This is a genomic window from Arcobacter suis CECT 7833, from assembly GCF_003544815.1.
GTDB lineage: Bacteria > Campylobacterota > Campylobacteria > Campylobacterales > Arcobacteraceae > Aliarcobacter > Aliarcobacter suis.
The window spans coordinates 1666039-1689578 of the sequence record NZ_CP032100.1 but is presented as its reverse complement, the minus strand read 5'-3'; the positions used below and the strand labels follow the sequence as shown (position 1 = coordinate 1689578).

25 protein-coding genes are annotated in these 23540 nt (G+C 26.6%); 15 read left to right on the top strand and 10 right to left on the bottom strand.

From position 1 onward, the window contains the following. Position 1: 1 nt before the first annotated feature. The 3 genes from ASUIS_RS08740 to ASUIS_RS08730 are packed head-to-tail and all read left to right on the top strand — an operon-like array spanning position 2 to position 2167. On the top strand, positions 2-733 hold the full coding sequence (locus ASUIS_RS08740; RefSeq protein ID WP_118886679.1) for a peptidylprolyl isomerase: 732 nt from the start codon (positions 2-4) through the stop codon (positions 731-733). A gap of 2 nt (positions 734-735) precedes the next feature. Continuing rightward, the gene (locus ASUIS_RS08735) at positions 736-1560 is read left to right on the top strand and encodes a lipase family protein (protein ID WP_118886678.1); all 825 of its coding nucleotides are present in this window, start codon (positions 736-738) and stop codon (positions 1558-1560) included. A gap of 43 nt (positions 1561-1603) precedes the next feature. Continuing rightward, complete coding sequence (locus tag ASUIS_RS08730) at positions 1604-2167, top strand: hypothetical protein (protein ID WP_118886677.1); 564 nt, start codon at positions 1604-1606, stop codon at positions 2165-2167. A 23-nt stretch (positions 2168-2190) separates the two neighbouring features. Here ASUIS_RS08730 and ASUIS_RS13525 read toward each other — a convergent pair whose 3' ends face one another. From ASUIS_RS13525 to ASUIS_RS08715, 3 genes are read right to left on the bottom strand one after another with little or no spacing between them, the layout of a single operon-like run. Further along, positions 2191-2862, bottom strand: coding sequence for a hypothetical protein (locus ASUIS_RS13525; protein WP_128326713.1), 672 nt, complete (start codon positions 2860-2862; stop codon positions 2191-2193). 15 nt (positions 2863-2877) lie between these two features. Then, the gene (gene ftsY, locus ASUIS_RS08720; RefSeq protein ID WP_118886675.1) at positions 2878-3864 is read right to left on the bottom strand and encodes a signal recognition particle-docking protein FtsY; all 987 of its coding nucleotides are present in this window, start codon (positions 3862-3864) and stop codon (positions 2878-2880) included. 9 nt (positions 3865-3873) lie between these two features. After that, on the bottom strand, positions 3874-4434 hold the full coding sequence (locus ASUIS_RS08715) for a TlpA family protein disulfide reductase (protein ID WP_118886674.1): 561 nt from the start codon (positions 4432-4434) through the stop codon (positions 3874-3876). Positions 4435-4495: 61 nt separating this feature from the next. On the opposite strand from ASUIS_RS08715, the gene ASUIS_RS08710 reads away from it, so the two are divergent. Genes ASUIS_RS08710 through ASUIS_RS08695 form a run of 4 tightly spaced genes read left to right on the top strand, consistent with a single transcriptional unit; the run spans position 4496 to position 8017 of the window. Beyond that, positions 4496-5035, top strand: coding sequence for a 5-formyltetrahydrofolate cyclo-ligase (locus ASUIS_RS08710; RefSeq protein WP_118886673.1), 540 nt, complete (start codon positions 4496-4498; stop codon positions 5033-5035). 10 nt (positions 5036-5045) lie between these two features. Further along, the gene (rny, locus tag ASUIS_RS08705; protein ID WP_118886672.1) at positions 5046-6590 is read left to right on the top strand and encodes a ribonuclease Y; all 1545 of its coding nucleotides are present in this window, start codon (positions 5046-5048) and stop codon (positions 6588-6590) included. Positions 6591-6611: 21 nt separating this feature from the next. Beyond that, complete coding sequence (gene rsmD, locus ASUIS_RS08700) at positions 6612-7208, top strand: 16S rRNA (guanine(966)-N(2))-methyltransferase RsmD (RefSeq protein ID WP_118886671.1); 597 nt, start codon at positions 6612-6614, stop codon at positions 7206-7208. Between the two features lie 11 nt (positions 7209-7219). Continuing rightward, a complete protein-coding gene (locus ASUIS_RS08695) occupies positions 7220-8017 on the top strand; it encodes an ABC transporter permease (RefSeq protein ID WP_118886670.1) in 798 nt (265 codons plus the stop codon). Positions 8018-8024: 7 nt separating this feature from the next. Here the strand turns inward: ASUIS_RS08695 and ASUIS_RS08690 are convergent, their stop codons facing one another. After that, entirely contained in the window at positions 8025-8846 is an 822-nt protein-coding gene (locus ASUIS_RS08690) for an SDR family NAD(P)-dependent oxidoreductase (RefSeq protein WP_118886669.1), read from the bottom strand. Between the two features lie 74 nt (positions 8847-8920). Here ASUIS_RS08690 and ASUIS_RS08685 point away from each other — a divergent pair, with 74 nt between their 5' ends. The 7 genes from ASUIS_RS08685 to ASUIS_RS08655 all read left to right on the top strand — a co-directional run bounded on the left by ASUIS_RS08685 (position 8921) and on the right by ASUIS_RS08655 (position 16252). Further along, a complete protein-coding gene (locus ASUIS_RS08685; RefSeq protein WP_118886668.1) occupies positions 8921-9631 on the top strand; it encodes an SIR2 family NAD-dependent protein deacylase in 711 nt (236 codons plus the stop codon). Continuing rightward, the gene (locus ASUIS_RS08680; protein WP_118886667.1) at positions 9628-10410 is read left to right on the top strand and encodes a TIGR02757 family protein; all 783 of its coding nucleotides are present in this window, start codon (positions 9628-9630) and stop codon (positions 10408-10410) included. The genes ASUIS_RS08685 and ASUIS_RS08680 overlap by 4 nt, the downstream gene beginning before the upstream one ends. A 41-nt stretch (positions 10411-10451) precedes the next feature. Then, the gene (locus tag ASUIS_RS08675) at positions 10452-12077 is read left to right on the top strand and encodes a hypothetical protein (protein ID WP_118886666.1); all 1626 of its coding nucleotides are present in this window, start codon (positions 10452-10454) and stop codon (positions 12075-12077) included. 415 nt (positions 12078-12492) lie between these two features. Then, positions 12493-13491: a c-type cytochrome gene (locus tag ASUIS_RS08670; RefSeq protein ID WP_118886665.1), complete on the top strand. Its 999-nt coding sequence runs from the start codon at positions 12493-12495 to the stop codon at positions 13489-13491. Positions 13492-13517: 26 nt separating this feature from the next. Continuing rightward, positions 13518-14456, top strand: a complete 939-nt coding sequence (locus ASUIS_RS08665) for a cache domain-containing protein (RefSeq protein WP_118886664.1) — start codon at positions 13518-13520, stop codon at positions 14454-14456. Positions 14457-14460: 4 nt separating this feature from the next. Then, positions 14461-15120 carry a response regulator transcription factor gene (locus ASUIS_RS08660; protein WP_118886663.1) on the top strand — a complete coding sequence of 220 codons (660 nt, stop codon included), beginning with the start codon at positions 14461-14463 and terminating at the stop codon, positions 15118-15120. Beyond that, the gene (locus ASUIS_RS08655) at positions 15110-16252 is read left to right on the top strand and encodes a sensor histidine kinase (RefSeq protein ID WP_118886662.1); all 1143 of its coding nucleotides are present in this window, start codon (positions 15110-15112) and stop codon (positions 16250-16252) included. Before ASUIS_RS08660 ends, ASUIS_RS08655 begins: the two co-directional genes overlap by 11 nt. Positions 16253-16258: 6 nt before the next feature. Here the strand turns inward: ASUIS_RS08655 and ASUIS_RS08650 are convergent, their stop codons facing one another. The 4 genes from ASUIS_RS08650 to abc-f are packed head-to-tail and all read right to left on the bottom strand — an operon-like array spanning position 16259 to position 20646. Continuing rightward, positions 16259-17041 (bottom strand): hypothetical protein, encoded by a 783-nt coding sequence (locus ASUIS_RS08650; protein WP_128326712.1) that lies wholly within the window; start codon positions 17039-17041, stop codon positions 16259-16261. 7 nt (positions 17042-17048) lie between these two features. Next, positions 17049-18176, bottom strand: coding sequence for a GGDEF domain-containing protein (locus tag ASUIS_RS08645; protein WP_118886660.1), 1128 nt, complete (start codon positions 18174-18176; stop codon positions 17049-17051). 33 nt (positions 18177-18209) lie between these two features. Further along, positions 18210-18653 (bottom strand): GatB/YqeY domain-containing protein, encoded by a 444-nt coding sequence (locus ASUIS_RS08640; RefSeq protein ID WP_118886659.1) that lies wholly within the window; start codon positions 18651-18653, stop codon positions 18210-18212. A 43-nt stretch (positions 18654-18696) separates the two neighbouring features. Further along, positions 18697-20646 (bottom strand): ribosomal protection-like ABC-F family protein, encoded by a 1950-nt coding sequence (gene abc-f / locus ASUIS_RS08635; protein ID WP_118886658.1) that lies wholly within the window; start codon positions 20644-20646, stop codon positions 18697-18699. A 167-nt stretch (positions 20647-20813) separates the two neighbouring features. Here abc-f and ASUIS_RS08630 point away from each other — a divergent pair, with 167 nt between their 5' ends. Beyond that, on the top strand, positions 20814-21422 hold the full coding sequence (locus ASUIS_RS08630) for a hypothetical protein (protein WP_118886657.1): 609 nt from the start codon (positions 20814-20816) through the stop codon (positions 21420-21422). A gap of 10 nt (positions 21423-21432) precedes the next feature. On the opposite strand, the gene ASUIS_RS08625 is transcribed toward ASUIS_RS08630, so the two are convergent. Next, on the bottom strand, positions 21433-22320 hold the full coding sequence (locus tag ASUIS_RS08625; protein ID WP_192894425.1) for a cation diffusion facilitator family transporter: 888 nt from the start codon (positions 22318-22320) through the stop codon (positions 21433-21435). After that, complete coding sequence (locus ASUIS_RS08620) at positions 22320-23489, bottom strand: pyridoxal phosphate-dependent aminotransferase (RefSeq protein ID WP_118886655.1); 1170 nt, start codon at positions 23487-23489, stop codon at positions 22320-22322. Before ASUIS_RS08620 ends, ASUIS_RS08625 begins: the two co-directional genes overlap by 1 nt. Between the last annotated feature and the right edge of the window lie 51 nt (positions 23490-23540).

The following is a 23540-nucleotide window of genomic DNA, read 5'->3' as shown; positions in this document are numbered from 1 at the left end:
AATGAAAAAATTTACAGCTTTATTTTTATGTAGTGTTTTATTTAATATTAATTTATTTTCAGATGAAAAAGAGGTTGCTTCTTATACAGCTCAAAAGCATAAAGTTGATTTTTATAAACAAGAAGCAAATGTAAAAGAAGCTTTAATCAAAGAGTATGATACGGTTGTAAAACTATCTCAAAATTTAGAAAAAAATATAATGAAAAATGATATTAATTTAAAAACTGCAAAAAGTATCCTTACTGTTGATATTTGGAGTGAAAAGTTTTTAAGAAGTTATATCCCAAGTGATGCAGAACTTAAAGAGTTATATAAAGCTGAAAAACCAAGAGTTGTAGCAAAATATGAATTGAGAAATATTTTAGTAACTTACGAAGAAAATGCAGATAAAATTATAAGTGCTTTAAACAAAGCAAAAACTAAAAAAGATAAACAAGAATCTTTCATAAAATATGTAAAATCAGTTTCAAATGATTTGGCTTCTAAACACAAAGATGGTTTAACTGATTTAGTTGATGCAAATAAATTAAATTCAGAGATAAAAACCGCTTTAAAAGATAAAAATGAAGGTGATATTGTAAAAGTAAATTTAAAAGATGTTGGTACTCAAATTATTTTTATTGAAAGATATATTCCTGAAAAAGATGCAAGTTTCCAAGAATCAGAAGAAGCATTAATTAATCTTGCAAAAAGAAAAGCATTAGTTAAAGAAATGGATTTATTATTAAAATAAAAATGAATATTTCCTTTTTTTCTTTATTTATAATATTTATTTTTACTGGATGTTTAAGTAGTATTCCAACTTTAGAAGAAAGAAAAGAGTCTTTATTTAGCCTTGCAAATAAAGACTTAAAACAAATTAACATACAAACCTCTTCATTTACTCTATTTTCTTTACAGAAAACTTCTAATAATTGTAAAAATAAAGATTTAAAAGTTTATATAGAAGGTGATGGATTGTCTTGGATTACAAGAACTACAATATCAGCAAATCCTACACCAATAACTCCTACAGCTTTAGAACTTATGAATCAAGATACAAATGAATGTAAAGTTTATTTAGCAAGACCTTGTCAATATATAACTTCAAATGAATGTAGTAAAAAATACTGGACAAGTAATAGATTTGATTCAAAAGTTATAAAAAGTTTTGATGAAGCCTTATCTAATTTAAAAGATAATTATAAAAATAAAAGTTTTACTTTGATTGGATATTCAGGTGGTGGAGCAATAGCAGCCTTGACTGCTGCACAAAGAGAAGATATAAATCTACTTGTAACTGTAGCTGGAAATTTGGATATTTTAAAGTGGACTACAATGCACAATATATCAAGATTGGATGAATCTTTAAATCCAGCAGATTATACTAAAGAACTTGAAAATATTAAACAATATCATTTAATTGGAAAAGATGATGATGTTATTCCAAAAGATGTTTTTTTATCTTACTTTTCAAAGTTTGAGAAGAAAAATAACATAACTTACAAATATTACAATGCTACACATACTTGTTGTTGGCAAGAACCATATAAAACTTTTTTAGAAGAGTTAAAACAATAATTCTATTTAAAATATAGGGTATAAAAATTGCATATAATCATTTATGGAAGAAAAAACTAAATTAGAAAATTATGAGAAATTTTTGGGTGATTCAAAATCTGATGGTGGTCATTGGGACAAAATCCAAAAAAGAACTGCTACTTTATTTCAAGTATTAATTGATGGGGATTTAAAAGAGTTAGTTTTTGTATTAAAGTATTATCCCAACTATATAGAAATAGTTTGCGATCATTTTAGATATTTATATAATTATTCAGGACAAGAAGCTGATATTTATGCTGCTTCAAAGCTTTTAAGTATGAGTGAGGGTTACCACCAAAAACAGTTTGTAAGAAATCTTGTAAGAAAACTTGAAAAAATAGATGAATTTGATATTTATAAGTTGAAAGATTTTTTAGATAATTTGGTTGAAAATCAAGATAAAATCCATCCAATTATTTTAGCTTTTTATAAAAGTGAAATTGAAAATAATATTAAAAATAATAGTTATCATATGCTTCAGGTAAAAGTTTTAGCAAAGAATCTTGAGAAATTGTTAGTGGATAATAGTTTTGATTTTAGTGCAACAGACAGAGATGCAAATTTAGATATACCTTACATGGATTAAAAAATAAGAGGTTACAAAACCTCTTAAAATTCTATTTTCATTCTAAAATATCTAGGAAAACTCTCTTTTATTGAGTCATCAATTTTAACAGGAAATGCTTCTTTTATTGAAGATCTGAATAATTCAAAATATTCATTATCTCCTTTTGTAGAACTTAATTGTTCATATCCACCATCTTTTAAGATAGTAAGTCTAATTTCTACAGATTCACCTGTTCTAATTTGGTTTTTATCAACATTTTTATTAATATTTGAATATATTTGTTCTCTAATAGTTTTATAAAATAACTCAATTTTTGCTTTTGGATCAGTCATATCAGTTGTTGGTATCTTTTTTTCTATCTCTTTTTGTTCAATCTTATTTTCAACTTTTTGCTCAATTCTTTCTTCTTTTAAAATATTCTCTTTCGTTTCAACAATATTTTCTACTTGAGGTAAATTTTCTTTTGGAGTTTCTACAACTGTTGTATTTGTTTCTTGTGTTCTTTGAGGGAATACTTCTTCTTTTTTAACTTCATTTATAATGGGTTCTTTATTGATAATTGCTTCTATTTTTTTTTCTATAGTTGCTTTATTTTCTTCTATTTCAACTTTTTCATCAGATGAAAAAAAGAAGCTATAAATAAAATATATTAAAATTCCAAGAATGAAAAGTATAAATATATCTTCAAGAAAAGATTTGTTTTTTGCTTTCAAAATTAATTCCTTTATTTATTTTTCTGGTGTGTAAATTTCATTTAATAAACTATCCACAAATTCATCGGGAGAGAATTCTATTAAATCATCTTGTTTTTCTCCAATTCCCACATAAAAAATTGGAAGTTCAAGTTGATTTGAGATTGAAAATAATGCTCCACCTTTTGCAGTACCATCAAGTTTAGTAACTATTATTCCATCAATTCCAACCATTTCATTAAAAGCCTTTGCTTGTGCAATTGCTGTATTTCCTTGTGTTCCATCTAGAATCATAAGTTTTTGGTGGGGAGCATCGCTCATTGCTTTTGTACAAACTTTAACTATTTTTTTAAGTTCATTGTTTAGATTTGTTTGTGTTTGAAGGCGTCCTGCTGTATCAATGATTACATTATCAATATCTCTAGCAATTGCTGCGCTTATTGTATCATAAGCTACTGCACTTGCATCATGTCCTTGTTTTGTTTTAATAATAGGAACATCAAGTTTAGTAGCCCAAGTAGAAAGTTGCTCAATAGCAGCAGCTCTAAATGTATCTCCAGCTCCTAAAATTACACTTTTCCCCTCTTTTTTTGACATATTTGCAAGTTTTGCAATGGTTGTAGTTTTTCCAGCTCCATTAACTCCAATAATAAGTCTTACAAATGGTTTTGGTAAATTTGATAAATCAACTTTTGGCGCATGTTCAAAAAGCATAACAAGTCTATGTCTTAACTGTTTTCTTGTGATTTCATCTGGAAGTCCATCCATTGCTTTTTCTATAATTTCATATTCCATATCAGCTTCTATTAGGAGTTCTTGAATATCATCAAAAGATATTTTTTCTTTTTTTTGAGGAACCACAGTTTTAATAGTTACAAAAGTTTTTTCTAATGCTTTTGAAAAGAAACCTTTTTTTTCTTCATTATTAGATTCTATTTTTTGAATAGAATTTTCTTTAATTTCGAAAGGAGATTCTTTATTTTCAATATCATCATTTTTTTTCTTTTTTAAAAAACTAAACATTTTTTACCTTTATTTTTCTAACACTTTTTTAATATCTATTTCCATCATTTCATTTGGAACTAATCCCACATACTTTTGAAACACAGTATTTTTTTTATCAATTAAAAACATAGTTGGGATTGATTTTATTCCCCCTAAGGCTTTTGCAAATTCTAAATGCTCAGGTGAATTTATTACATCATAATTTATATTATACTCTTTTATAAATTGTTTTATTTCATCATTTGTTTTCATTTCTTCTAGTAAAACTGAAATAACTACAAGATCATTTCTATAATCATTTTGTATTTTGATTAAATTTGGGATTTCTGCTTTACAAGGTGGACACCAAGTTGTAAAAAAGTTTAATAAAACTATTTTGTTTGGATAATCTTTTAGTATGATCTTATCATTTTCTAATTTTAGATTGATTATTGTGTCATTTGTTGTTTTTAGTTGAAATTCTGATACTTTTCCATTACTTTGAACAGCTGATCCTTCCTTTGAAGATTCATTATTATCTTTAGAATCACACCCTGTAAATAATAAAATAGATAAAATAGATAAAAATGCTAAAGTTTTAAACTGCATTTTAATTCCTTTGGGTAAAATTATTTGTTGGGTAGAAATTTTACCCAAGTGAGGCTTAAATATGAAAAATGATCACAAAAGTGATTTTAGAAAATCGTGTATAAAGAGATTAGAGTTTACAAGCCTTTTTTTAAAGTATTACAAAAATAAAATAATTGTTAAAAAATTAGAAAACTTTATAAAACAAAGTGGTTCGAAAAATATTTTGTTGTATATCCCTTTGGGTATAGAAGTTGATGTAAAGCCGTTGATAAATAGTTTAAGAAAAACAAAAGGAAGAGAGATTTATGTACCATTTATGCAAGGGGAGAGTTTTAAAATTGTTAAGTATAGATTACCCTTGTACAAAAAGAGATTTGGAATAAAAGAACCAAATAACTCTTTTTTTAAAAACCCAAAAATTGACCTAGCAATAGTTCCTATAGTTGGAATTGATAAACTAGGAAAAAGAATAGGTTTTGGAAAAGGTATGTATGATAGATTTTTTGATAGTTTAAACTATAAACCAACAATAGTTTTTACGCAGTTAATACTTTGTAAAAGTGAGAAAATTCTATCTGATAATTACGATATTCAAGCTAATTATATAATAACAAATTAAGGTTTTGAATATGGAATACATACTAGTAATTGCAATTGTAGGAGTAGCGAGTTCTGCATTTAGCATATTTATTGTAAAAAAATTAGATAAAGCAAAATTTCAAATTTTTATTGAACAAGCAAAAGCAAAAGCAAAAGTGATTGAACATGAAGCAGAAGTTGCTTTAAAAGATGCTCAATTAAAGGCAAAATTCGAATGTGATAGAGAATTTAAACACGCAAGACGAGAGTATGATATTATGCTTTCAAAAATAGAAAAAAAAGAGCGTGAGTTAAATGACCATTTAGAATCAGAATTAAGAATCATCAAACAAGAAAAAGATGAAATAGTTGAAAAAAATAGAAAAATCACAACTTTAAAAGATGGATTAGAACAACAAAAAAAGACTTATGAAGAAAAAACTTTAGAAGCTATAAAAATACTTGAAAATGCTTCTGGTCTAACTTTGATTGAAGCAAAAGATTTGATGCTTAAAAAAGTTAAAGAAGATTCAAGAGCTGAAATTTCCTCTATTTTTAGAAAAAAATACAAAATTGCAGAACAAAATTCTAAAAATGAAATTAACAATATGCTTTCACTAGCAGTTACAAGATATGCAGGTGAATTTGCGGCTGAGAGATTAATAAATAATGTTCCAATTAATGATGAAGAGACAAAAGGGAAGATTATAGGAAAAGAGGGGCGAAATATTAAAGCTCTTGAAATGTTACTTGGTGTTGATATTATTATTGATGATACTCCAAATACAATTACTATTTCATCTTTTAATCTTTACAGACGTGCGGTTGCAACTAAAACTATTCAAGAGTTACTTGAAGATGGAAGAATTCAACCAGCTAGAATTGAAGAAATTTATAAAAAAGTAAAATCTGAATTTGATAAAAATATTCAGAAAGAGGGTGAAGATGTAGTTCTAGAACTTGGAATAAAAACTATGCATCCAGAACTTATCAAACTTGTTGGAAGATTAAGATATAGAGCTTCTTACGGTCAAAATGCACTTGCTCATACTTTAGAAGTTGCTCATTTATCTGGTTTATTAGCAGCTCAAATGGGTGGAGATGCTATCTTAGCTAGACGTGCTGGTCTTTTACATGATATTGGAAAAGCATTAACCCATGAAATGCCAGGTTCGCATGTACATTTAGGTGCGGATATTTGTAAAAGATATGACGAATGTGATACAGTTATAAATGCAATTTATGCTCACCATGGACACGAAGAACCTATAAATGTAGAATCAGCTTCTGTCTGTGCTGCGGATGCCTTAAGTGCAGCCAGACCAGGAGCAAGAAGAGAAGTTCTTGAGAGTTTCCTAAAAAGAGTTGAAGAGGTTGAAAATATCTCTACAAGTAAATTGGGTGTTTTAAATGCTTATGCAATAAATGCTGGACGAGAAGTAAGAGTTATTGTAAAAGCTGAACTTGTAAATGATGATGAAGCAGTATTATTAGCAACTGAAATTGCAAAAGAGATTGAACAAAAAGTTCAGTATCCAGGTGAAATAAAAGTAAATGTAATTAGAGAAATAAGAGCTGAAAGTTATGCTAGATAAATCTTAATAAAGGTGCAAATTATGAAAACTGAAAAACCAACAACAAAGATAATTGCAGGTAAGTATAGAGGAAAAATTTTAGAACTTCCATCTTTGGATGTTACAAGAAGTTCGAAAGCTAGACTAAAAGAGTCTTTGTTTAATGTTTTGCAGTTTGATATTATTGATAAGATTTTTATAGAATCATTTGCAGGAAGTGGTTCTATTGGACTTGAAGCTATTAGTCGAGGGGCAAAAAAAGCTTGTTTTATTGAACTTGATAAAAATTCATATCAAATTTTACTAAAAAATTGTAAATCTGTTGATATGGAAAAGTGTCAAACAGTTCAAGGAAATACTTTTGTACAAACTCCTTTGTTTATTGATTTTTTAGGAAATTCTAAAGACGAAATTGTTTTATATGTTGATCCTCCCTTTGATTATAGAGATGGAATGGATGATATTTACGAGAAATCATTTAGTATGATTAGAAATATTGAAGTTGATAATATTTTTATTATTATTATTGAGCATGTCTCAAGTTTAGAAATGCCAGAAGTTTTAGGTAGATTTTCACTAAATAAAACCAAAAAATTTGGTAAAAGTGCCTTGTCTTACTATTTTTATACCCAAAAATAAAAGTGAAAAATATGTTTAAAATAGCTTTGTATTTATTAATAGCAGTTGTTTTAACAATTTTTTTATTGCCTTTTTTTTATACAGTTTCTCCCTATGATTTAGATCCTACAAGAATTTTACAAGCTCCTTCTTTGGAGCATTTATTTGGAACAGATAGACTTGGTCGTGATATGTTAGCTAGAATTTTAGAAGGTGGTCAAACTTCTTTGATTATTGGTTTTTTAGCTGCATCAATTTCATCTATTATTGGACTTTTTATTGGAATAAATGCAGGGTATTTTAAAGGTAATATTGATAAAACAATCACAATTATGATTGATTTATTTTTAACATTTCCTACATTTTTTCTACTTTTAGCTTTAGTTTCATATATTCAAGCATCAGCTTTAATTTTAATTATAGTGATTTCAGTTACTGGTTGGATGGGAATGGCCAGAATGATTAGAAGTGAAAGTTTCGCCATAGGAAATAAACCTTTTATCAAAATCTTAAAAGTTGCAAATGTTTCAAATTTTAAAATAATCTTTAAATATTTTGCTCCACTTCTAGCACCAATTTTTCTTATTTCTTTTACTTTTGGAGTAGGTGGTGCAATATTAGCTGAATCTGGGCTTTCCTTTTTAGGTTTGGGAGTTAATCCTCCTTCTATGTCTTGGGGAAGTTTATTAAGTGATGGAAAAGCTGTTATTGATATAGCTTGGTGGGTTAGTTTTTTCCCAGGTTTTATGATATTTTTAATTACTTTTTGTTTGATACAAATCAGTGATTATTTACAAACTCTTGCAAATGCTAAAGAGATAATTGCCTAAATAAAATTTAGATTTTATTTAGCAATTTATCCATCAAAGATGTACTTAGAACTCTTTTCAAAAATCCTAAAATATAAGTTGCCTTTGTTACATAATATCTAGGTTTTGGTTTTGTTGTTTGCATGATTTTTAAAACGACTTTTGCAACACTTGAAGCTGGAAGATTAAAAGGCGCTTTATCTTCTGTTGTTTCAAGTCTTGCTTTTAACTCTTTTTTGTACGTGTTTTCAAAAAAACTTCCCTTGATTATGATATTTTTATTAAACTTTTTTAAGGCATTTTCTCTAAACTTTGAACTAACAGGTCCTGTGTTGATTGTACTAATATAAATATTACTTCCCATTACTTCTTGTCTTAAAGTATCAGCTAAGCCCTCAATTGCATATTTACTTGCATTATAAGCACCTCTATATTTTAAAGAGATGATTCCTAAAACTGAGCTATGTTGGATGATTTTCCCAAATCCTTGAGTTCTAAATATTTTCATAGCTTGGATGGTTACTTCATGAAACCCAAAGAGGTTTGTATTAAATTGTTTTTTCAAAACTTCAACACTCAAATCCTCAACAGCTCCTGGTTGTCCAAATCCAGCATTGTTAAAAACGGCATCAAGTTTTAAATCATTTTTTAAGATTTTATTTAGTGCATAACTTATCTCTTCTTTGTTTCTTACATCAATTTTAAAAGTTTCAAAACCTAAGTCTTTTAACATATCTATATCTTTTTGTTTTCTAGCACTTGCGTAAACTTTGTAATTATTTTCTTTTAAAGTAAGTGCAGTTTGTAAACCAATACCTGAAGAACAACCTGTAATTAATATATTTTGCATTATTTTTAATCCATATAAATTTTTGAAATGGTATTATAATCAAATAAAATATAGATTACATTTAGGTAAAAGCAATGGATGGAAAAGTTGTAATATTAAGTGGAGCAGGGCTTAGTGCTAGTAGTGGAATTTCCACATTTAGAGATGAAGATGGTCTTTGGGAAAAACACAACATTCAAGAGATTTGTAGTGCTGGATGTTTGGATTGGAATTATGATGCAACAATTAATTTTTATAATCTAAGACGAGAAGATATAAAAGATAGAGTTCCAAATAATGCCCATAAAATGATTGCAAAACTAAAAGATAAATATCCAAATAAAATAGAAGTTATCACCCAAAATATAGATGATTTACTTGAAAAAGCAAATTGCAAAGATGTTTTACATTTACATGGATTTTTAAAAGAACTTAAATGTATGAATTGTAAAAAAATCATTGATATTTCATATTCACTTCAAGATAAATCAAATTCAATTTGTAAAAGTTGTGCTGGAAAAATGCGACCAAATATAGTCTTTTTTGGCGAACCTGCACCAAACTATGAAAGAATGCATAAGATTTTAAAAGATTGTGGTTTATTGGTAGTTATTGGAACAAGTGGTCGTGTGATTGATGTGAGTTTTTTAACCCAATATGCTGATTATTCAATTTTAAATAATCTTGAGCCAAGTGATGCCATATATGAAGAGTGTTTTAGCAAAGTTTATTATGAAGATGCAAACACAGCCTATGAAAAAATAGAACAAGATATAGAAAATTTTATAAAAAATAGGAAATTATGACAACAGAAGATAAAAAGATAAAAGAGCTTTTAGATAATGAAGTAAATCAAAGAAATAATAACACAGAACTAAACTATGATAAACCAGACCCATTGATGGTAGCAAGTAGATATGATGATGAGTTTATAATTCTTTTGTGTGCTTTATTTGCTTATGGAAATGCAAAATTAATAGTGAAGTTTTTAGATAGTTTAGATTTTTCCCTTCTTGAAAAAAGTGATGAAATAATAGATAAAGAGTTAAATAATCACTATTATAGATTTCAAAATGCCCAAGATATAAAAACAGTATTTAAAACCTTTAAACGACTAAAAAATGAAGATAGTTTAAACAGTATATTTGTAAATGCTTACAAAAAAGAGAACAATATTTTAGAAGGAATTGATGCTTTAATTCAAAAAATCCACAACACAGCAAATCACAAATCACAAGGTTTCACATTTTTAATTTCAAGCCCATTTAAAAGAGATAAACAAGGATTTATAAAAGAGTTAGGAAATGCTCCATATAAAAGATGGAATATGTTTTTGCGTTGGATGGTTCGTGATGATAATCTGGATTTAGGACTTTGGAGTGGAATAAATAAAAAAGATTTAATACTTCCACTTGATACTCATACTTTTAAAGTATCACAAAAATTAGGACTTTTAGATAGACAAAGTTATGATTTAAAATCAGCCTTGATGATTACAAATAAGCTAAAAGAGTTTGATGAGTTTGACCCTATAAAGTATGATTTTTCACTTTATAGGATTGGGCAGGAGAAAATGGAATTTTGATGGAAAAATTTGATATAAAAATAAAGAGAGAACAGATTTAAATGATTAAAAATTTATTAGCACCTATTTTCGTAGGTTTAATTATTCTATATGCTGGATATATATTAACAAATAAGTCAGCTGAATTAAAATATACATTATCAGAAGGAATACCAACTACTTTTATTGATAATGACAAAAAAGAGATAATTCAACAATTAACAATTTTAAATACAGGAAATGATGTAGCAAAAAATATTTTAGTACGTATTGATGCTTCAATAGAAAACTATACTATAACTAAATATTCACTTTCTGATGAATCTAAAGTGACAAAGACTAATTCTAGTTTTGAGATTTTATACCCTTTATTACCAATAGATGGAAAAATAACTTACATTTTTAAAACATCTATATCTGGAATTAATGATAATAATTTAAAAATCACTTATGACAATGGAAAAGCAGAAAAAGCATTAGAATCAAATAGTTTAAATATTAGTAATATAATTAGTACTATTGTAATGATTATATATTTTATTTTAATACTAAGAGAATTTTTAAAATTCCAAATAGAAAATTTAAAATCAAAAAGTGAATATGAAAATTATTTCGATTTTTTAAATAAAAAGAAACCTTTTTATATTGGTTATAAAGATTGGTATAAAATTAGAGAAAAGTATATTAAAAATATATCAATAAAGAATACTTGGAAAACAATAGAAGAGTATGATGTTTATAAGATCTTAAATCAAGATATGCCTAATTTTATTACAAAAGAGGAGTGGAGTTTATTGACAAGTAAGTCAATTGAACTTTTAGACGAAAAATTAAAAGAAATTATAGATAAGTCAAGTTTTGCAACACATGAGTCTTTATTATTAATAAAAAAACCTAAATTATTCCCAGAACAAAAATGGCAAGAATTAGAAGAACGCATAAATAAAAATTTTGTTGATAGAGAGTATCTTGATTTTACAAGACTTAATTATAGTGATAGTAAATTAATAGAAAAAATTAAAAAAGGTCAGCCTAAAGGGTTATCTAACAAATATTGGGAAGAATATAATAAGATTATTTTAGATTTGTTATATTTAAAAAATTTGCATTGTGTTTTAAGATATGAATCTTTAAATAGTGAAGCAATGAAATACTTACCTGATACACAACAAAATATTTTAACTACACTGTTGTATAGATTAAAATTAAATAGTATAAATATGATAGATTCTTTTGATTTTGCAATATATTTTAAAAAACAAGAAAAGGTAAGTTGGATAAAAGATGAAGACTATAATAAATTATTGGAGAAGGCAAATAAATATATTGAATTAGATAAAAATGAAAGAAGAAATGAAATATATTATCAACTTTTAAAAGATATTGCAATTCATGATTTTCACTTAACAAATAAGCCAGAATCAATTGAAGATGCAGAGTGGAATAAATTAAAAGAATTAGAAAATTCAATTTTAAATAAGTTAGAAATCGTTAAAAAAGATTCTATTGAAAATAATATTCAAAAGCGAAAGAATAAAAAGTTACAAAAAAAATTGTCTATGCAGTTGAAAATTTTGAATGACTTTTTTGATACTCCTGATTCAATAAATAGAATTGAAGATTATGATAATCCTTTTTCAGTAGGTACTTTTGAAAGATTAAAAGAATTTTCAAAAAAATTGTCGTAATAGCTAGTCATAATATAAATGATAAATTTAGAAGATATGTTACGGAAAATCATCAATAAAATGAAATATTTTATTGATGATTTAGGCTACAAAGAACTTATAACTGGTATTAAAAATAGTTAAACTGGTAAAAATTTAATCTCTTTTTTTACCACATAAAAATCAAACTTTTATTTTATAGTTTCATAAATAAACCCAAAAAAGGAAATTTATAGAACAAAATATAAAAAGAATAATTCTTTTAATAGTTGTAATGTATTTTTTAATTTCATATTTTAATATGTTAAATGAAATAGAATTATTAGTTGTGCTAAAAGTAAATGACAATAAAATAACAAATAAATCTTAATTGTTACTTTCAAGTTACACAACAACTATAATATTCTCCTATTCAAATAGTAGGGGGAAATTATTTATGAAAAAGATTATAACTATCGCAACATTAAGCCTGTTGGCTGTAAGTTCATTATTTGCAGATGAGGTTGTGAAATTTGATAAAAATCTTATCAAAGAAAGAAATAACATCGGATACAAATATGAAGGACCAAAAATAGAGTGGAAAGCTCCAGATGAAAGCACTATTCCAAATAATCAATTTGGTGATTTAATCAAATATGGAAAAGAGTTAGTATCTCATACTTACAAGTATATAGGACCTGAAGTTGAAAATAAAAAAATGAGATTTGCAGGAAATAACCTTGCATGTCAAAGCTGTCACTTAGATGCTGGGACAAAAGCATATTCGGCTGGATTTGTCGGAGTATTTGCAACTTTTCCACAATATAGACCAAGGGAAAATACTATTGGAACTTTAGCTGATAGAATAAATGGTTGTATGGAAAGAAGTATGAATGGAAAATCTCTTCCATTAGAAAGTAAAGAGATGAAAGCTATGGAAGCATATATGTATTGGTTAAGCCAAGGTATTCCAGTAGGTGCTAAAGTAGAAGGTTCAAGTTTAGCTGAAGTTAATAGAAAAATGATACAAACTCAAGCAGCTGATACAGATAAAGGAAAAGTTGTTTATGATACACAATGTGCAGCTTGTCATGGTGTAAATGGTGAAGGTGTTAAAAATGAAGGTAAAGCAAATGGATATATGTATCCACCACTTTGGGGAAAAGATAGCTATAATAAAGGTGCAGGAATGTACAGAACTTTAAAAGCTATGGATTTTATTAAAGCAAATATGCCTTTAGGTGCAACACATGAGAATCCTATTTTAACAGACGAAGAAGCTTATAATGTTGCAGCTTTTATGAATATGAATGGACATAAAAGACCAGAAAAAGTTAATAGAGAAAAAGATTTTCCAGATGCAGCTGTAAAAGCTCCTGATACTTATATTGAAGGAAAAGACCCAATTGAAAAACAAGTTGGACCATTTGGACCATTTATTAAACTTAATAAATAAAAAAGAGTATCTAAAAGGATACTCTTTTGAGTAAAACATATAAAAATTTCACTTTACTTTTTGTTTTAGTTATAGCTATTCTTTTTTATTTTTTATATAAATACAACAATAAAATAGAACAAAATCAAGTTGATATTTTGGTTTCAAATAGAGTTGAAATTGTACAAAATGAATTAACAAATCAAAAAAATCATGCTTTGTCTTTGGCTATATTATTTTCTAAGAATCAAAATATCATTAGTTTTTTAGAAAACAATAAACCAAAAGAGTTAAAAAAAGAGCTTTTAAGTTCCCTTGAAAATATAAAAAACTATACAAACATAAATAATATTCAAATTCAAGTTCACACGAAAGATTTAAAAGTTTTTGTACGAAGTTGGGAAGATAAAGATACGGGATTGAGTTTAGAGAGTTTTAGAAAAGGCTTAATAAAAGTAAAAGAAACCCAAGAACCTTTTGTATCAAATGAACTTGGAAAAAGATTTAATATAAAAGCTATTTCGCCTATTTTTAATCAAAAAAATGAATACATAGGAACTCTTGAAATAATTTTAGATTATAGCGATTTAAGAAATAGACTAAAATATATGGGAATTGAAATTATTCCACTTTTGAAAAAAGAGTTTTTGCCAATTGCAACATCTCATCAAGAGGATAATTCTTTACATGATTTTGTGATTATTCAAAATGATTATGATAAAAAGTTTTACGATTTACTTTTGCGAAATAAAAACTATTTAACAAATGAAATTTTTTATTATGAGTATAATAATAGGATAATTACCCAAATTCCTTTAGGAGATATTGATTTAAAAAGTGTTGGAATTTTAATGATTTGTTTTGATAAAAATGAACAAAACTTTAAATATTTACCTAAATATGAATATTTAGGAGAGATAAATAGTAAAGATACAAATTTTAAAAACAACTTTTTAAAAGAGAAAAAAGAGATTATTATAAAGTGAAAATATGAAAATTTTACTACTTGAAGATGATTATTTATATAAAGTATCCATAAAAGAGTTTTTACAAGAACTGGATTTTATCGTAGATGACTTTGAAAATGGTGATGACGCTTTAGATGCTGTTTTTACAAATAGTTATGATTTGCTTCTTTTAGATATTAGAGTGCCTGGAATGGATGGTTTTAGTTTGGTTGAAACTATTAGAAAAGAGGGATTAAATACTCCAATTATTATTCTTACTTCTTTGACAGATATAACAAATCTTAGTCGAGGTTATGATTTAGGGTGTAATGATTATATTAGAAAACCTTTTGATTTGATTGAATTAAAATTTAGAATAGAACAACTAATTAAAAATAGTTGTTTTAAAACTTTAGATGACAGTATAGAAATACCGCCAAATTACAAATTTGATGTGAAAAAAAATATTTTATTTAAAGATGATTTACAAATAGATTTGAGTTTCAAAGAGAGTGAACTTGTCTCTTTTTTAGTTCAAAATAGAGGATTTTTTGTCTCTATTGAGACTTTACATGAAAGAATTTGGGAAAATAAAGATATTTCATATTCTGATATTAGAATGTGTATAAAAAGAATTAGAGAAAAGACCTGTAAAGATTTTATTAAAACCAAACGATTTGTAGGATATAAAATTGATAAATAATAAATATGAAATTAAATATATATTAATTCAAGTTTTATTGACTTTATTGATTGCTTTTATTCCAATATATTTTTATTTGGATGCTTCTTTTGAAAATCAAAATATAAAAGATAAAATGGATTTAAAAAATCATGCTTATTCTGTAATTTCTAAAATAGATAGTTTTGAAAAAGAGAATAGTTCAATTTTTTATTATCCTCGTTCAAATATATATTTTTCTGGTATTTTTGATAAAAATAATCAAGTGATTTTTTCATTATTAAAAACAAATAATATGGATTTTTTTGATGAGTTTTTAATAAATAAAAATGAGATTTGTTATAAAAATTATTTAAATGAAAATATTTTTGAAGCAAAATTTTTGGTCGTTTGCAAAGAAATTGATAACTCACAAGTAATATATAATGCAATTATTTTGATTCTGTCTATTAGTTGTTTTATGTTTTTATCTTCATTTTTTATTATCAAACAAAGTATTGAACCATATAAAAGATTAAATCAATACTTAGATGACTTTCTAAAAGATGCAATGCATGAATTAAAAACTCCAATAGGAGTTGCCAGAATAAATGTAGATATGCTACAAATGCGACTAAAAAATGATAAATATATCTTGCGAATAAAATCTGCTTTAAAAAATATGTCAGTTATTTACGAAGATTTAGAATATTATATGCAACAAAATATGGTAAAAGATGAAAAAACAGATATAAACTTTTCACTTTTTTTAGAAAGAAGAATAGAGTTTTTTAATGATTTAGTAATCTCAAAAAATATCAAATTTACAAAAAATTTACAAAATGATATTCATATAATTTTTAATGAATTAGAACTTTATAGAATTATTGATAATAATATTTCAAATGCAATAAAATATTCAAAAGATGGTTCTAATATTGAAATATCTTTACACAAAGAAGATAATAAAATTAAACTAATGTTTAAAGATGAGGGAATTGGTATAAAAGACAAATCAAAGATTTTTGAGCGATATTATAGGGGTGATAAAATCACAGGTGGTTTTGGAATAGGGCTTAGTATTGTTAAAAATATTTGTGTGAAAAATAAGATTAATATTGAAGTTGAATCTCAAGTAAATAAAGGAACGACCTTTATTTACTTATTTGATTAAAAGCAATTATTTTTTTACTAAAACAGAATATCCTGAACAAGTACAAGAATCGTCTATAGCTTCTTCTATTTCTCCAACTTTAGAAACAAGTTGCCAATTATCAGAAACAGCTTCTTTTAGTGTTTTATATCCATTAGTTTTTAGGTTTAAAGCATTACATTTTGTTGAACATAATGCTTTATTTCCTGAATCTCTCCATGAATCAAAAAATGTCATAGTTTTTTGACTTTTATTACTTAATAAGATTTTAGTTTTTTGTTCCCTTGCTATTTCTCTTCTTTGAATCTCTTTTCTTTCTTGTACAGTTTGTTCTGTACTTTCAATAGCTGGTTTTTCAAATTCAGGCGGTTTTCTATTTAAATAAATTCTTTTTGCAGCATCATCTATACTTACCGAATAATAAAAATTAGAATTTTCATTTGCTTGATGTATTATAAAGTAAGGCTCTTTATCTACTTCACAAGCATTAGCTAGATTTTTTGAATAAGAATTAACATACTGTTTATTTATATAATAATTTGTATAAACTAATTTACCATTCTTCTCAGAACAAAATTTCGAAAATTGCGAAACTAAGGCATTTTTTTCTTCTTCTTTTGTTATTGGAGTTTTTGTTTTATACAGTTTTTGATTAGAATCATAAACAAACGAATCAGCCAAAACATTATCAATAGTTTTAATTTTTGGTTTTTCTATCTTTTTATCAATTGATTTATTTGCACAAGCCGTGAAAAATATAGATGTTGTAATAACAAACAATCCTATTTTTAAAATATTTTTTATTTCCATTTTTAGATTAAATCTCCATTCCATTTTCTAAAATAATTTTATTTCTTCCATTCTCTTTTGCCTGATATAATAGCATATCAGCTTTTTGTAGAGTATTTTCATAAGTAGCATAACTGCTTCTTATAGCAACTCCTGCTGAGAAAGTAACCTTGATTTTTTTCTCTTTATATAAAAAACTATTTTCAGTTACAATAGTTTTTATTCTTTTTAAAAACTGTAATAATTCTCTATTTAAATTAAAGTGAATAATAGCTACAAACTCTTCTCCACCATATCTTCCAACAATATCGTGTTCTCTTACACTTTTATTTAAAATTTTTCCAAAAGTTGATAAAACAACATCCCCACACTCATGTCCATAAGTATCATTTAGTTTTTTAAAGTGGTCTAAATCAAAAAATATTACAGCATATTGAGTTTTGATTCTTTCATAAGCGCTATCAATTCTTTTAATTTCTTCACTAAATGCTTTTCTTGTTAAAAGACCTGTTAGATGATCTTTCATATTTTCTGTTTTTGTTCTATTTAGTTCATCTTCTAGTGTTTTAACTTTTTCTTCAAGTTCTTGAACTTTTGTTTTACCATTTTCTAATTTATTGCTTACCTCGTTCATCTCTTTTTCAATTGATGTTGCCGCATTTATAAGTTCATTTTGTAGTTTTGTAAGAGATTCTAAACCATTTTCTTGAATATTCATTGCTACTATTTTTTCTTTAATATTAAAAACATTTTTAGAACCAGAACCACTGCTTGATATTGCTTCATTTAAATACTCTTCCATTAATAAAACAAGTTTAGAAATATCAGAAGTTCTTTCGATTACAATCTTTTTATCTCTTTCAAACCTTTTATTTATGAAATCTTCAATTTTATTTTGTATTTTTTTATCAAATAAAAGATTAGGTTCTTTTTCCACTTTTGAAAACAATTGATCAATTTCATCATCTGTTTTGGGACAGATTGATGGTAAAACCGACTGCTTAATTAAAGATGCTAATTGTTGAACATTTTGTGGATGAACTCTTTTTAATAAAAGAGGAATAAATTTTTCAGGTAAATCAATATTATTTTGATTTACTTCTTTTTTTTCTTCATCACTTAACTGACTTAAAATACTTTCAAACTCGTTGTTCATGCAATGTTTCCTAAATATGTTTTTTTTGAAGGATTATCCTAAAAGTTTTTTAACCATTTCGTTAATTCTTTTTCCATCTGCTACACCTGCAAATTTTTTTGTAGCATTTCCCATAACTTTTCCAATATCTTTCATAGAAGTTGCTCCAACTTGAGAAACTATTTCTTTCATTCCTGCTTCTAATTCTTCATCGCTTACTTGAGTTGGAAGGTATAACATAAATATATCAACTTGAGCTTGTTCTTGTTCAACTAAATCATCTCTTGAAGCAGCTTTATATTGAGAAATTGATTCTTCTCTTTGCTTGATACCTTTTTGAATTAATTTAATAACATCTTCGTCATTTAAATCTTTTCTTTCATCAACTTCAATTTGTTTAATCATAGTATTTATGGCTCTTATAGAGTCTCTCTTTACTACTTCTTTATCTCTCATTGCAGTTTTTAAATCTTCTTTTAATTGTTCTTTTAAACTCATACAAATCCTTATATTTATTATTTGTTTATTAAATTATATCTTTTTAAGAATTAAAGCTTTCTATTAACTCTTCTAGTTCCAAAAATCTTTCAACTTTTTGTTCATAAATCTCTTTTGTAGCATCAAGTTCTTGCGACATGGCTACAATTCCCTTTTGTTCATAACATTTTGGATTCATCAAACAAGCATTTATCTCTTGAAGTTTTAACTCTAAATCTTCAAGTTCTTTTGGCAACATATCATATTCTCTTTGGTCTTTATATGATAACTTTGTCTGTTTTTTAACAGTTGGTGCAACTTTTTCAGATATTGCTTCTTTTGCTATTTCACTTTCAAGATTATCTAATTCTTTTAACTCTTTTTCAATTTCTAAATATTCACTATATGGTTGGAAACTCTCCATAATATGACCATTTCCTTGAAATACAAAAAGTTTTTTTGCAATTTTATCTACAAAATATCTATCGTGTGATACAAAAATCAAAGCACCTTGGAAGTTTTGTAAATACTCTTCTAAAATATTAATTGTTGGAATATCTAAGTCATTTGTTGGCTCATCTAGGATTAAACAATCAACCTTTTTTGTGAAAAGTAGGGCAAGTGCAACTCTATTTTTTTCTCCACCACTTAAAACTCCAACTTTTTTATCAAGATATTCCCTTGGAAATAAGAAATTTTTCAAATATCCAAAAACGTGCATATTTCTGCCATCTTGTAGGACAACCCTATCTCCTCCATTTGGACAAAAAGTCTCTAATAAATTTCTATTATCATCCAAAGATTCCCTTTGTTGGTCAAAATATCCTATTTCAAAATCACCTTTTTTAAATGCTCCGCTATCTATTTTCATTTTTTCCATAAAAATTTTAAGTAGCGTTGATTTTCCACTTCCATTGGGACCCACAATAGCGATAGTATCTTTTTGTAAAATTCTAGTTGTAAAATCAATAATTAATTTTTTATCACCTAAACTTTTGCAAACATCATCAAGTTCATAAAGCATCTTTTTTTTATTTTTTTGATTGTCATCTGTATTAAAAGATTTTTGTTCCCTTTGAAGTTCTAGTGACATTTTTCTAATAGCTGCTGGATTTGAACGAGCTTTTTGTTTTAAATCAAAATACTCTGATTTTCTTCTTTCATTTCTTTTTCTTCGAGCAGTTACACCATGTTGCATCCAATGGGCTTCTCTTTTTACAAGCCTGATTAAATTTTCATGCTCTTTTTGCATATTTTCTAAAAGATGCTCTTTTTGTTCTAAATATGAAGAGTAACCACCGTTAAACTTTCGTAAAACTCCACCATCAACTTCAACAACAGAAGTTGCAATATTATCAATAAAATATCTATCATGTGAGATAAAAAGTAAAGTGAAATTGTTTTTTAAAAGTAGTTGTTCTAAAAACTCAACCATATAAACATCAAGGTGATTTGTAGGTTCATCCAAAAGTAAAACATCTGGTTTTTTAAGTAATAATCCAGCAAGACTAACTCGACGCTGTTCTCCTCCACTTAAAAGATTTACATCTTTAAACTCATACTGCTTTAGTTGGAATTCCACTAAAACTCTCTCAATCATATTGTCCAAATCCCAAGCATTGTGAAACTCTAAAAAAGAAGCAAGTTCGCTTTGTCTTCGTATTAAATCTTCATTTTCATAATCAGTCATTAGTTGGTTGGTGATTTTTTCATATTCATTTTTAGCAGATTTTAATTCAGCTAATTGGTTTTCTATGGCATCTCTTACATTTAGATTTGCTTTAAATTTTGGTTGTTGGTCAAGCATTTCGATTTTTAGAGATTTATCGATAGCCATTTCACCGCTATCAGGTTCTGTTTGTTTCATAATTATTTTAAAAAGTGTAGATTTACCTTGTCCATTTTGACCAATAACAGCAATTCTTTGCCCATGGTTTAAAGTAAAATTTGCATCTTTTAAAATAACTTTTGTGTCGTATTGTTTTGAAATGTTTTGTAAGTCTATTAAAGCCATATAGTATTCTTCTTTTTATATAAATAAGGTATTAATATACCCAAAAATCGGTTAAGATTTACTTTTAGTTAGTTTTATGAAAAGTTTAGTTTTATAATTATTACTTAAAATTTCATTAAGTTTAAATTAATTTTAAGAAATGTATAATTTAAAAAAAGGAGTTTTCTATGCAAGTTCAAAATAGTACAAATACAGCTCTTAGTGCATTTAAACAAAATCAAAGTGTAAATGCAAATAATCAAAATGATAAAAATAGTGTTGAAGAAAAATCACAAGAAAAATCTTTAGAACAAACTATAAATGATTCAGCAGTAAGTGTTGCTATTTCAATGAATGCTCAATACATACTTATAGCAATGAATGCTTCATCTGTAACTGAAGGAAATACTTTAACTCAAGCTAGTTTAAGTGGTAATCAACGAGATGTTTTAGACTTTTTAAGTGGTAAAGAAACACAAAATGGAATGAGTCTTAAAAATATAGGATATGAAGGGAAACCAATTACTGAACTAACACAAGATGAAGCAAAAGATTTAGTAAGTGAAAATGGTTTTTTTGGGGTAACTCAAACTTCAGATAGGGTATCAAATTTTGTATTTAGTTTTGCAGGTGATGATTTAGAACTATTACAAAAAGGAAGAGATGGAATTGTTCAAGGTTTTGAAGAGGCTAAAAAAATGTTTGGTGGAGAACTTCCTGAAATCTCATACAAAACTCAAGAAAGAACATTGGCTTTAATTGATGAAAAAATGAATAGTTTAAAAGGGGAGTCTTAAAGACTTTCCTTTAATGATTTGTGTCATTTAGCTTAAAATCATCATATGGATCCATATGAATATTTATAATCCAATCTCTTTTTTCATCCAATTTTTTTATACTATTTTCGATAAAATCACTAGCCTTATGCGCTTCCATAAGTGTTATTAAACAGTTAAAAACTAAATGAACTTCAACAAAAGTTTGATTAGCAGCTTCTCTTGTTTTTAGTAGATGATATGTATTTACTTTATCATTTTGTTTTATTATTTCTTCTATTTTTAAAACTAAGCCTTCATCTACTGCTCTATCTAATAAAACTAAAATACCATCATGGATTAATTCATAAGCAGAATAAATAATATATAAAGCAATTCCTCCACCCACAATTACATCAATTATCTCATACCCAGTAAAAGTTACAAGTAATAATGAGATTAAAACAGCTAGATTACTAAAAACGTCTGTTTTATAGTGAAGTGCATCAGCTTTTATAACCATAGAATTTGTTTTTTTAGCGATATAACTTAAATAAATTACTAATAAAATTGTAATAATCAAAGAAATAATCATCACATAAATAGAAATTTCTAAAAATTGAGATGCTTGATTATTTATAGCTTTTTGTACGGCTTGGTAGAGTAAAAATAGACCAGAAATAGTAATAATGGTACCTTCAATTACAGAAGCTAAAGCTTCAATTTTCCCTCTTCCATAATTAAAAATTTTATCAGCTGGTTTTTCAGAATTTGAAATAGCAAAATAGTTAAAAATAGATACAAACATATCTAAAACAGAATCAATTGCAGAGGCTAAAACTGCAACAGAACCGCTAGCGATTCCTATTGCAAGTTTTATAAGTGTAAGTAACGCTGCAACACTTGATGAAACAACGGTAGCTTTTTTTTGAGAAGTCATTATTTGTTTTCTACGAACTCTTTAATTCTTTTAATTCCCTCTTGAATAGTTGCTAAATCAGTAGCAAAAGAGAATCTAACATAGCCTTCTGTTCCAAAAGCAAGTCCAGGAACTAAAGCTACACCTTTTTGTTCTAATAAATCTGAACAGAATTTCATCGAGTCGTTAGAAACTTCTTTGATATTTACAAAAACATAAAATGCACCATCTGGATCTGTTGTTGATAAACCTTTAATTTCATTAAATGATTTAACTACTATGTTTTTTCTTTTTTCAAATTCAACTCTCATCATCTCAATATCAGCATCAGCATCACCCTCAAGTGCAGGAATAGCTGCATATTGAGTCATTGTGTTGATATTTGAAGTAACTTGACCTTGAAGTTTTGTTAATGTTTTTGCTAATGCTACATCGCAAGTTGCAATATATCCAAATCTCCAACCAGTCATCGCTACTGCTTTACTTAAACCATTGATTGTAACTGTTCTTTTGAACATATCTTCAGAAACTTCAGCAGCTGCTGTAAATTTTTTACCGTTATACATTATTTTTTCATACATTTCATCAGAAAATACAATAATATCTGTACCTTTTAAAACTTCTCCTAAAGCTAATAGTTCTTCTTTTGAATAAACAGAACCAGTTGGATTTGATGGAGTATTTAAAAGTAATACTTTTGTTTTTGGTGTAATTACAGCTTTTAATTGAGCTGGTGTAATTTTGAAATCAGTTGAATCATCAGTTTCAATAAATACAGGAACACCATCTGAAAATTTTACTTGTTCAGGATATGTAACCCAATAAGGTGCTGGAATAATAACTTCATCACCATTTTCAATTAATACTTGAAAAAGGTTAAATAATGAATGTTTTGCACCATTACTTATAACAATACCATCTAATTTATATTCTAAACCGTGGTCTTTTTTTAGTTTGTTAATAATTGCTTGCTTGGTAGCGATAATACCCTCAACTGCTGTATATTTAGTATGTCCATCATTAATAGCTTTAATAGCTGCTTGTTTAATAATTTCAGGTGTATCAAAGTCAGGTTCACCTGCACTAAAACTTAGTATATCTTTACCTTGAGCTTTAAGCTCTCTACCTAAGGCAGTAATTGCCATAGTAACCGATGGAGACAGAGTTTCCATTCTGTTTGCAATTTTCATTAGCATTTCCCTCAATAAAATTAACATTATATTTTTGATATAATAGTTCGG

What these genes read in the sequence shown, in the direction of transcription:
- ASUIS_RS08740 (WP_118886679.1), top strand. Translation starts at nt 2, where the DNA reads ATGAAAAAATTTACAGCTTTATTTTTATGTAGTGTTTTATTTAATATT.
- ASUIS_RS08735 (WP_118886678.1), top strand. Translation starts at nt 736, where the DNA reads ATGAATATTTCCTTTTTTTCTTTATTTATAATATTTATTTTTACTGGA.
- ASUIS_RS08730 (WP_118886677.1), top strand. Translation starts at nt 1,604, where the DNA reads ATGGAAGAAAAAACTAAATTAGAAAATTATGAGAAATTTTTGGGTGAT.
- ftsY (WP_118886675.1), bottom strand. Translation starts at nt 3,864, where the DNA reads ATGTTTAGTTTTTTAAAAAAGAAAAAAAATGATGATATTGAAAATAAA.
- ASUIS_RS08715 (WP_118886674.1), bottom strand. Translation starts at nt 4,434, where the DNA reads ATGCAGTTTAAAACTTTAGCATTTTTATCTATTTTATCTATTTTATTA.
- ASUIS_RS08710 (WP_118886673.1), top strand. Translation starts at nt 4,496, where the DNA reads ATGAAAAATGATCACAAAAGTGATTTTAGAAAATCGTGTATAAAGAGA.
- rny (WP_118886672.1), top strand. Translation starts at nt 5,046, where the DNA reads ATGGAATACATACTAGTAATTGCAATTGTAGGAGTAGCGAGTTCTGCA.
- rsmD (WP_118886671.1), top strand. Translation starts at nt 6,612, where the DNA reads ATGAAAACTGAAAAACCAACAACAAAGATAATTGCAGGTAAGTATAGA.
- ASUIS_RS08695 (WP_118886670.1), top strand. Translation starts at nt 7,220, where the DNA reads ATGTTTAAAATAGCTTTGTATTTATTAATAGCAGTTGTTTTAACAATT.
- ASUIS_RS08690 (WP_118886669.1), bottom strand. Translation starts at nt 8,846, where the DNA reads ATGCAAAATATATTAATTACAGGTTGTTCTTCAGGTATTGGTTTACAA.
- ASUIS_RS08685 (WP_118886668.1), top strand. Translation starts at nt 8,921, where the DNA reads ATGGATGGAAAAGTTGTAATATTAAGTGGAGCAGGGCTTAGTGCTAGT.
- ASUIS_RS08680 (WP_118886667.1), top strand. Translation starts at nt 9,628, where the DNA reads ATGACAACAGAAGATAAAAAGATAAAAGAGCTTTTAGATAATGAAGTA.
- ASUIS_RS08675 (WP_118886666.1), top strand. Translation starts at nt 10,452, where the DNA reads ATGATTAAAAATTTATTAGCACCTATTTTCGTAGGTTTAATTATTCTA.
- ASUIS_RS08670 (WP_118886665.1), top strand. Translation starts at nt 12,493, where the DNA reads ATGAAAAAGATTATAACTATCGCAACATTAAGCCTGTTGGCTGTAAGT.
- ASUIS_RS08660 (WP_118886663.1), top strand. Translation starts at nt 14,461, where the DNA reads ATGAAAATTTTACTACTTGAAGATGATTATTTATATAAAGTATCCATA.
- ASUIS_RS08650 (WP_128326712.1), bottom strand. Translation starts at nt 17,041, where the DNA reads ATGGAAATAAAAAATATTTTAAAAATAGGATTGTTTGTTATTACAACA.
- ASUIS_RS08645 (WP_118886660.1), bottom strand. Translation starts at nt 18,176, where the DNA reads ATGAACAACGAGTTTGAAAGTATTTTAAGTCAGTTAAGTGATGAAGAA.
- ASUIS_RS08640 (WP_118886659.1), bottom strand. Translation starts at nt 18,653, where the DNA reads ATGAGTTTAAAAGAACAATTAAAAGAAGATTTAAAAACTGCAATGAGA.
- abc-f (WP_118886658.1), bottom strand. Translation starts at nt 20,646, where the DNA reads ATGGCTTTAATAGACTTACAAAACATTTCAAAACAATACGACACAAAA.
- ASUIS_RS08630 (WP_118886657.1), top strand. Translation starts at nt 20,814, where the DNA reads ATGCAAGTTCAAAATAGTACAAATACAGCTCTTAGTGCATTTAAACAA.
- ASUIS_RS08625 (WP_192894425.1), bottom strand. Translation starts at nt 22,320, where the DNA reads ATGACTTCTCAAAAAAAAGCTACCGTTGTTTCATCAAGTGTTGCAGCG.
- ASUIS_RS08620 (WP_118886655.1), bottom strand. Translation starts at nt 23,489, where the DNA reads ATGAAAATTGCAAACAGAATGGAAACTCTGTCTCCATCGGTTACTATG.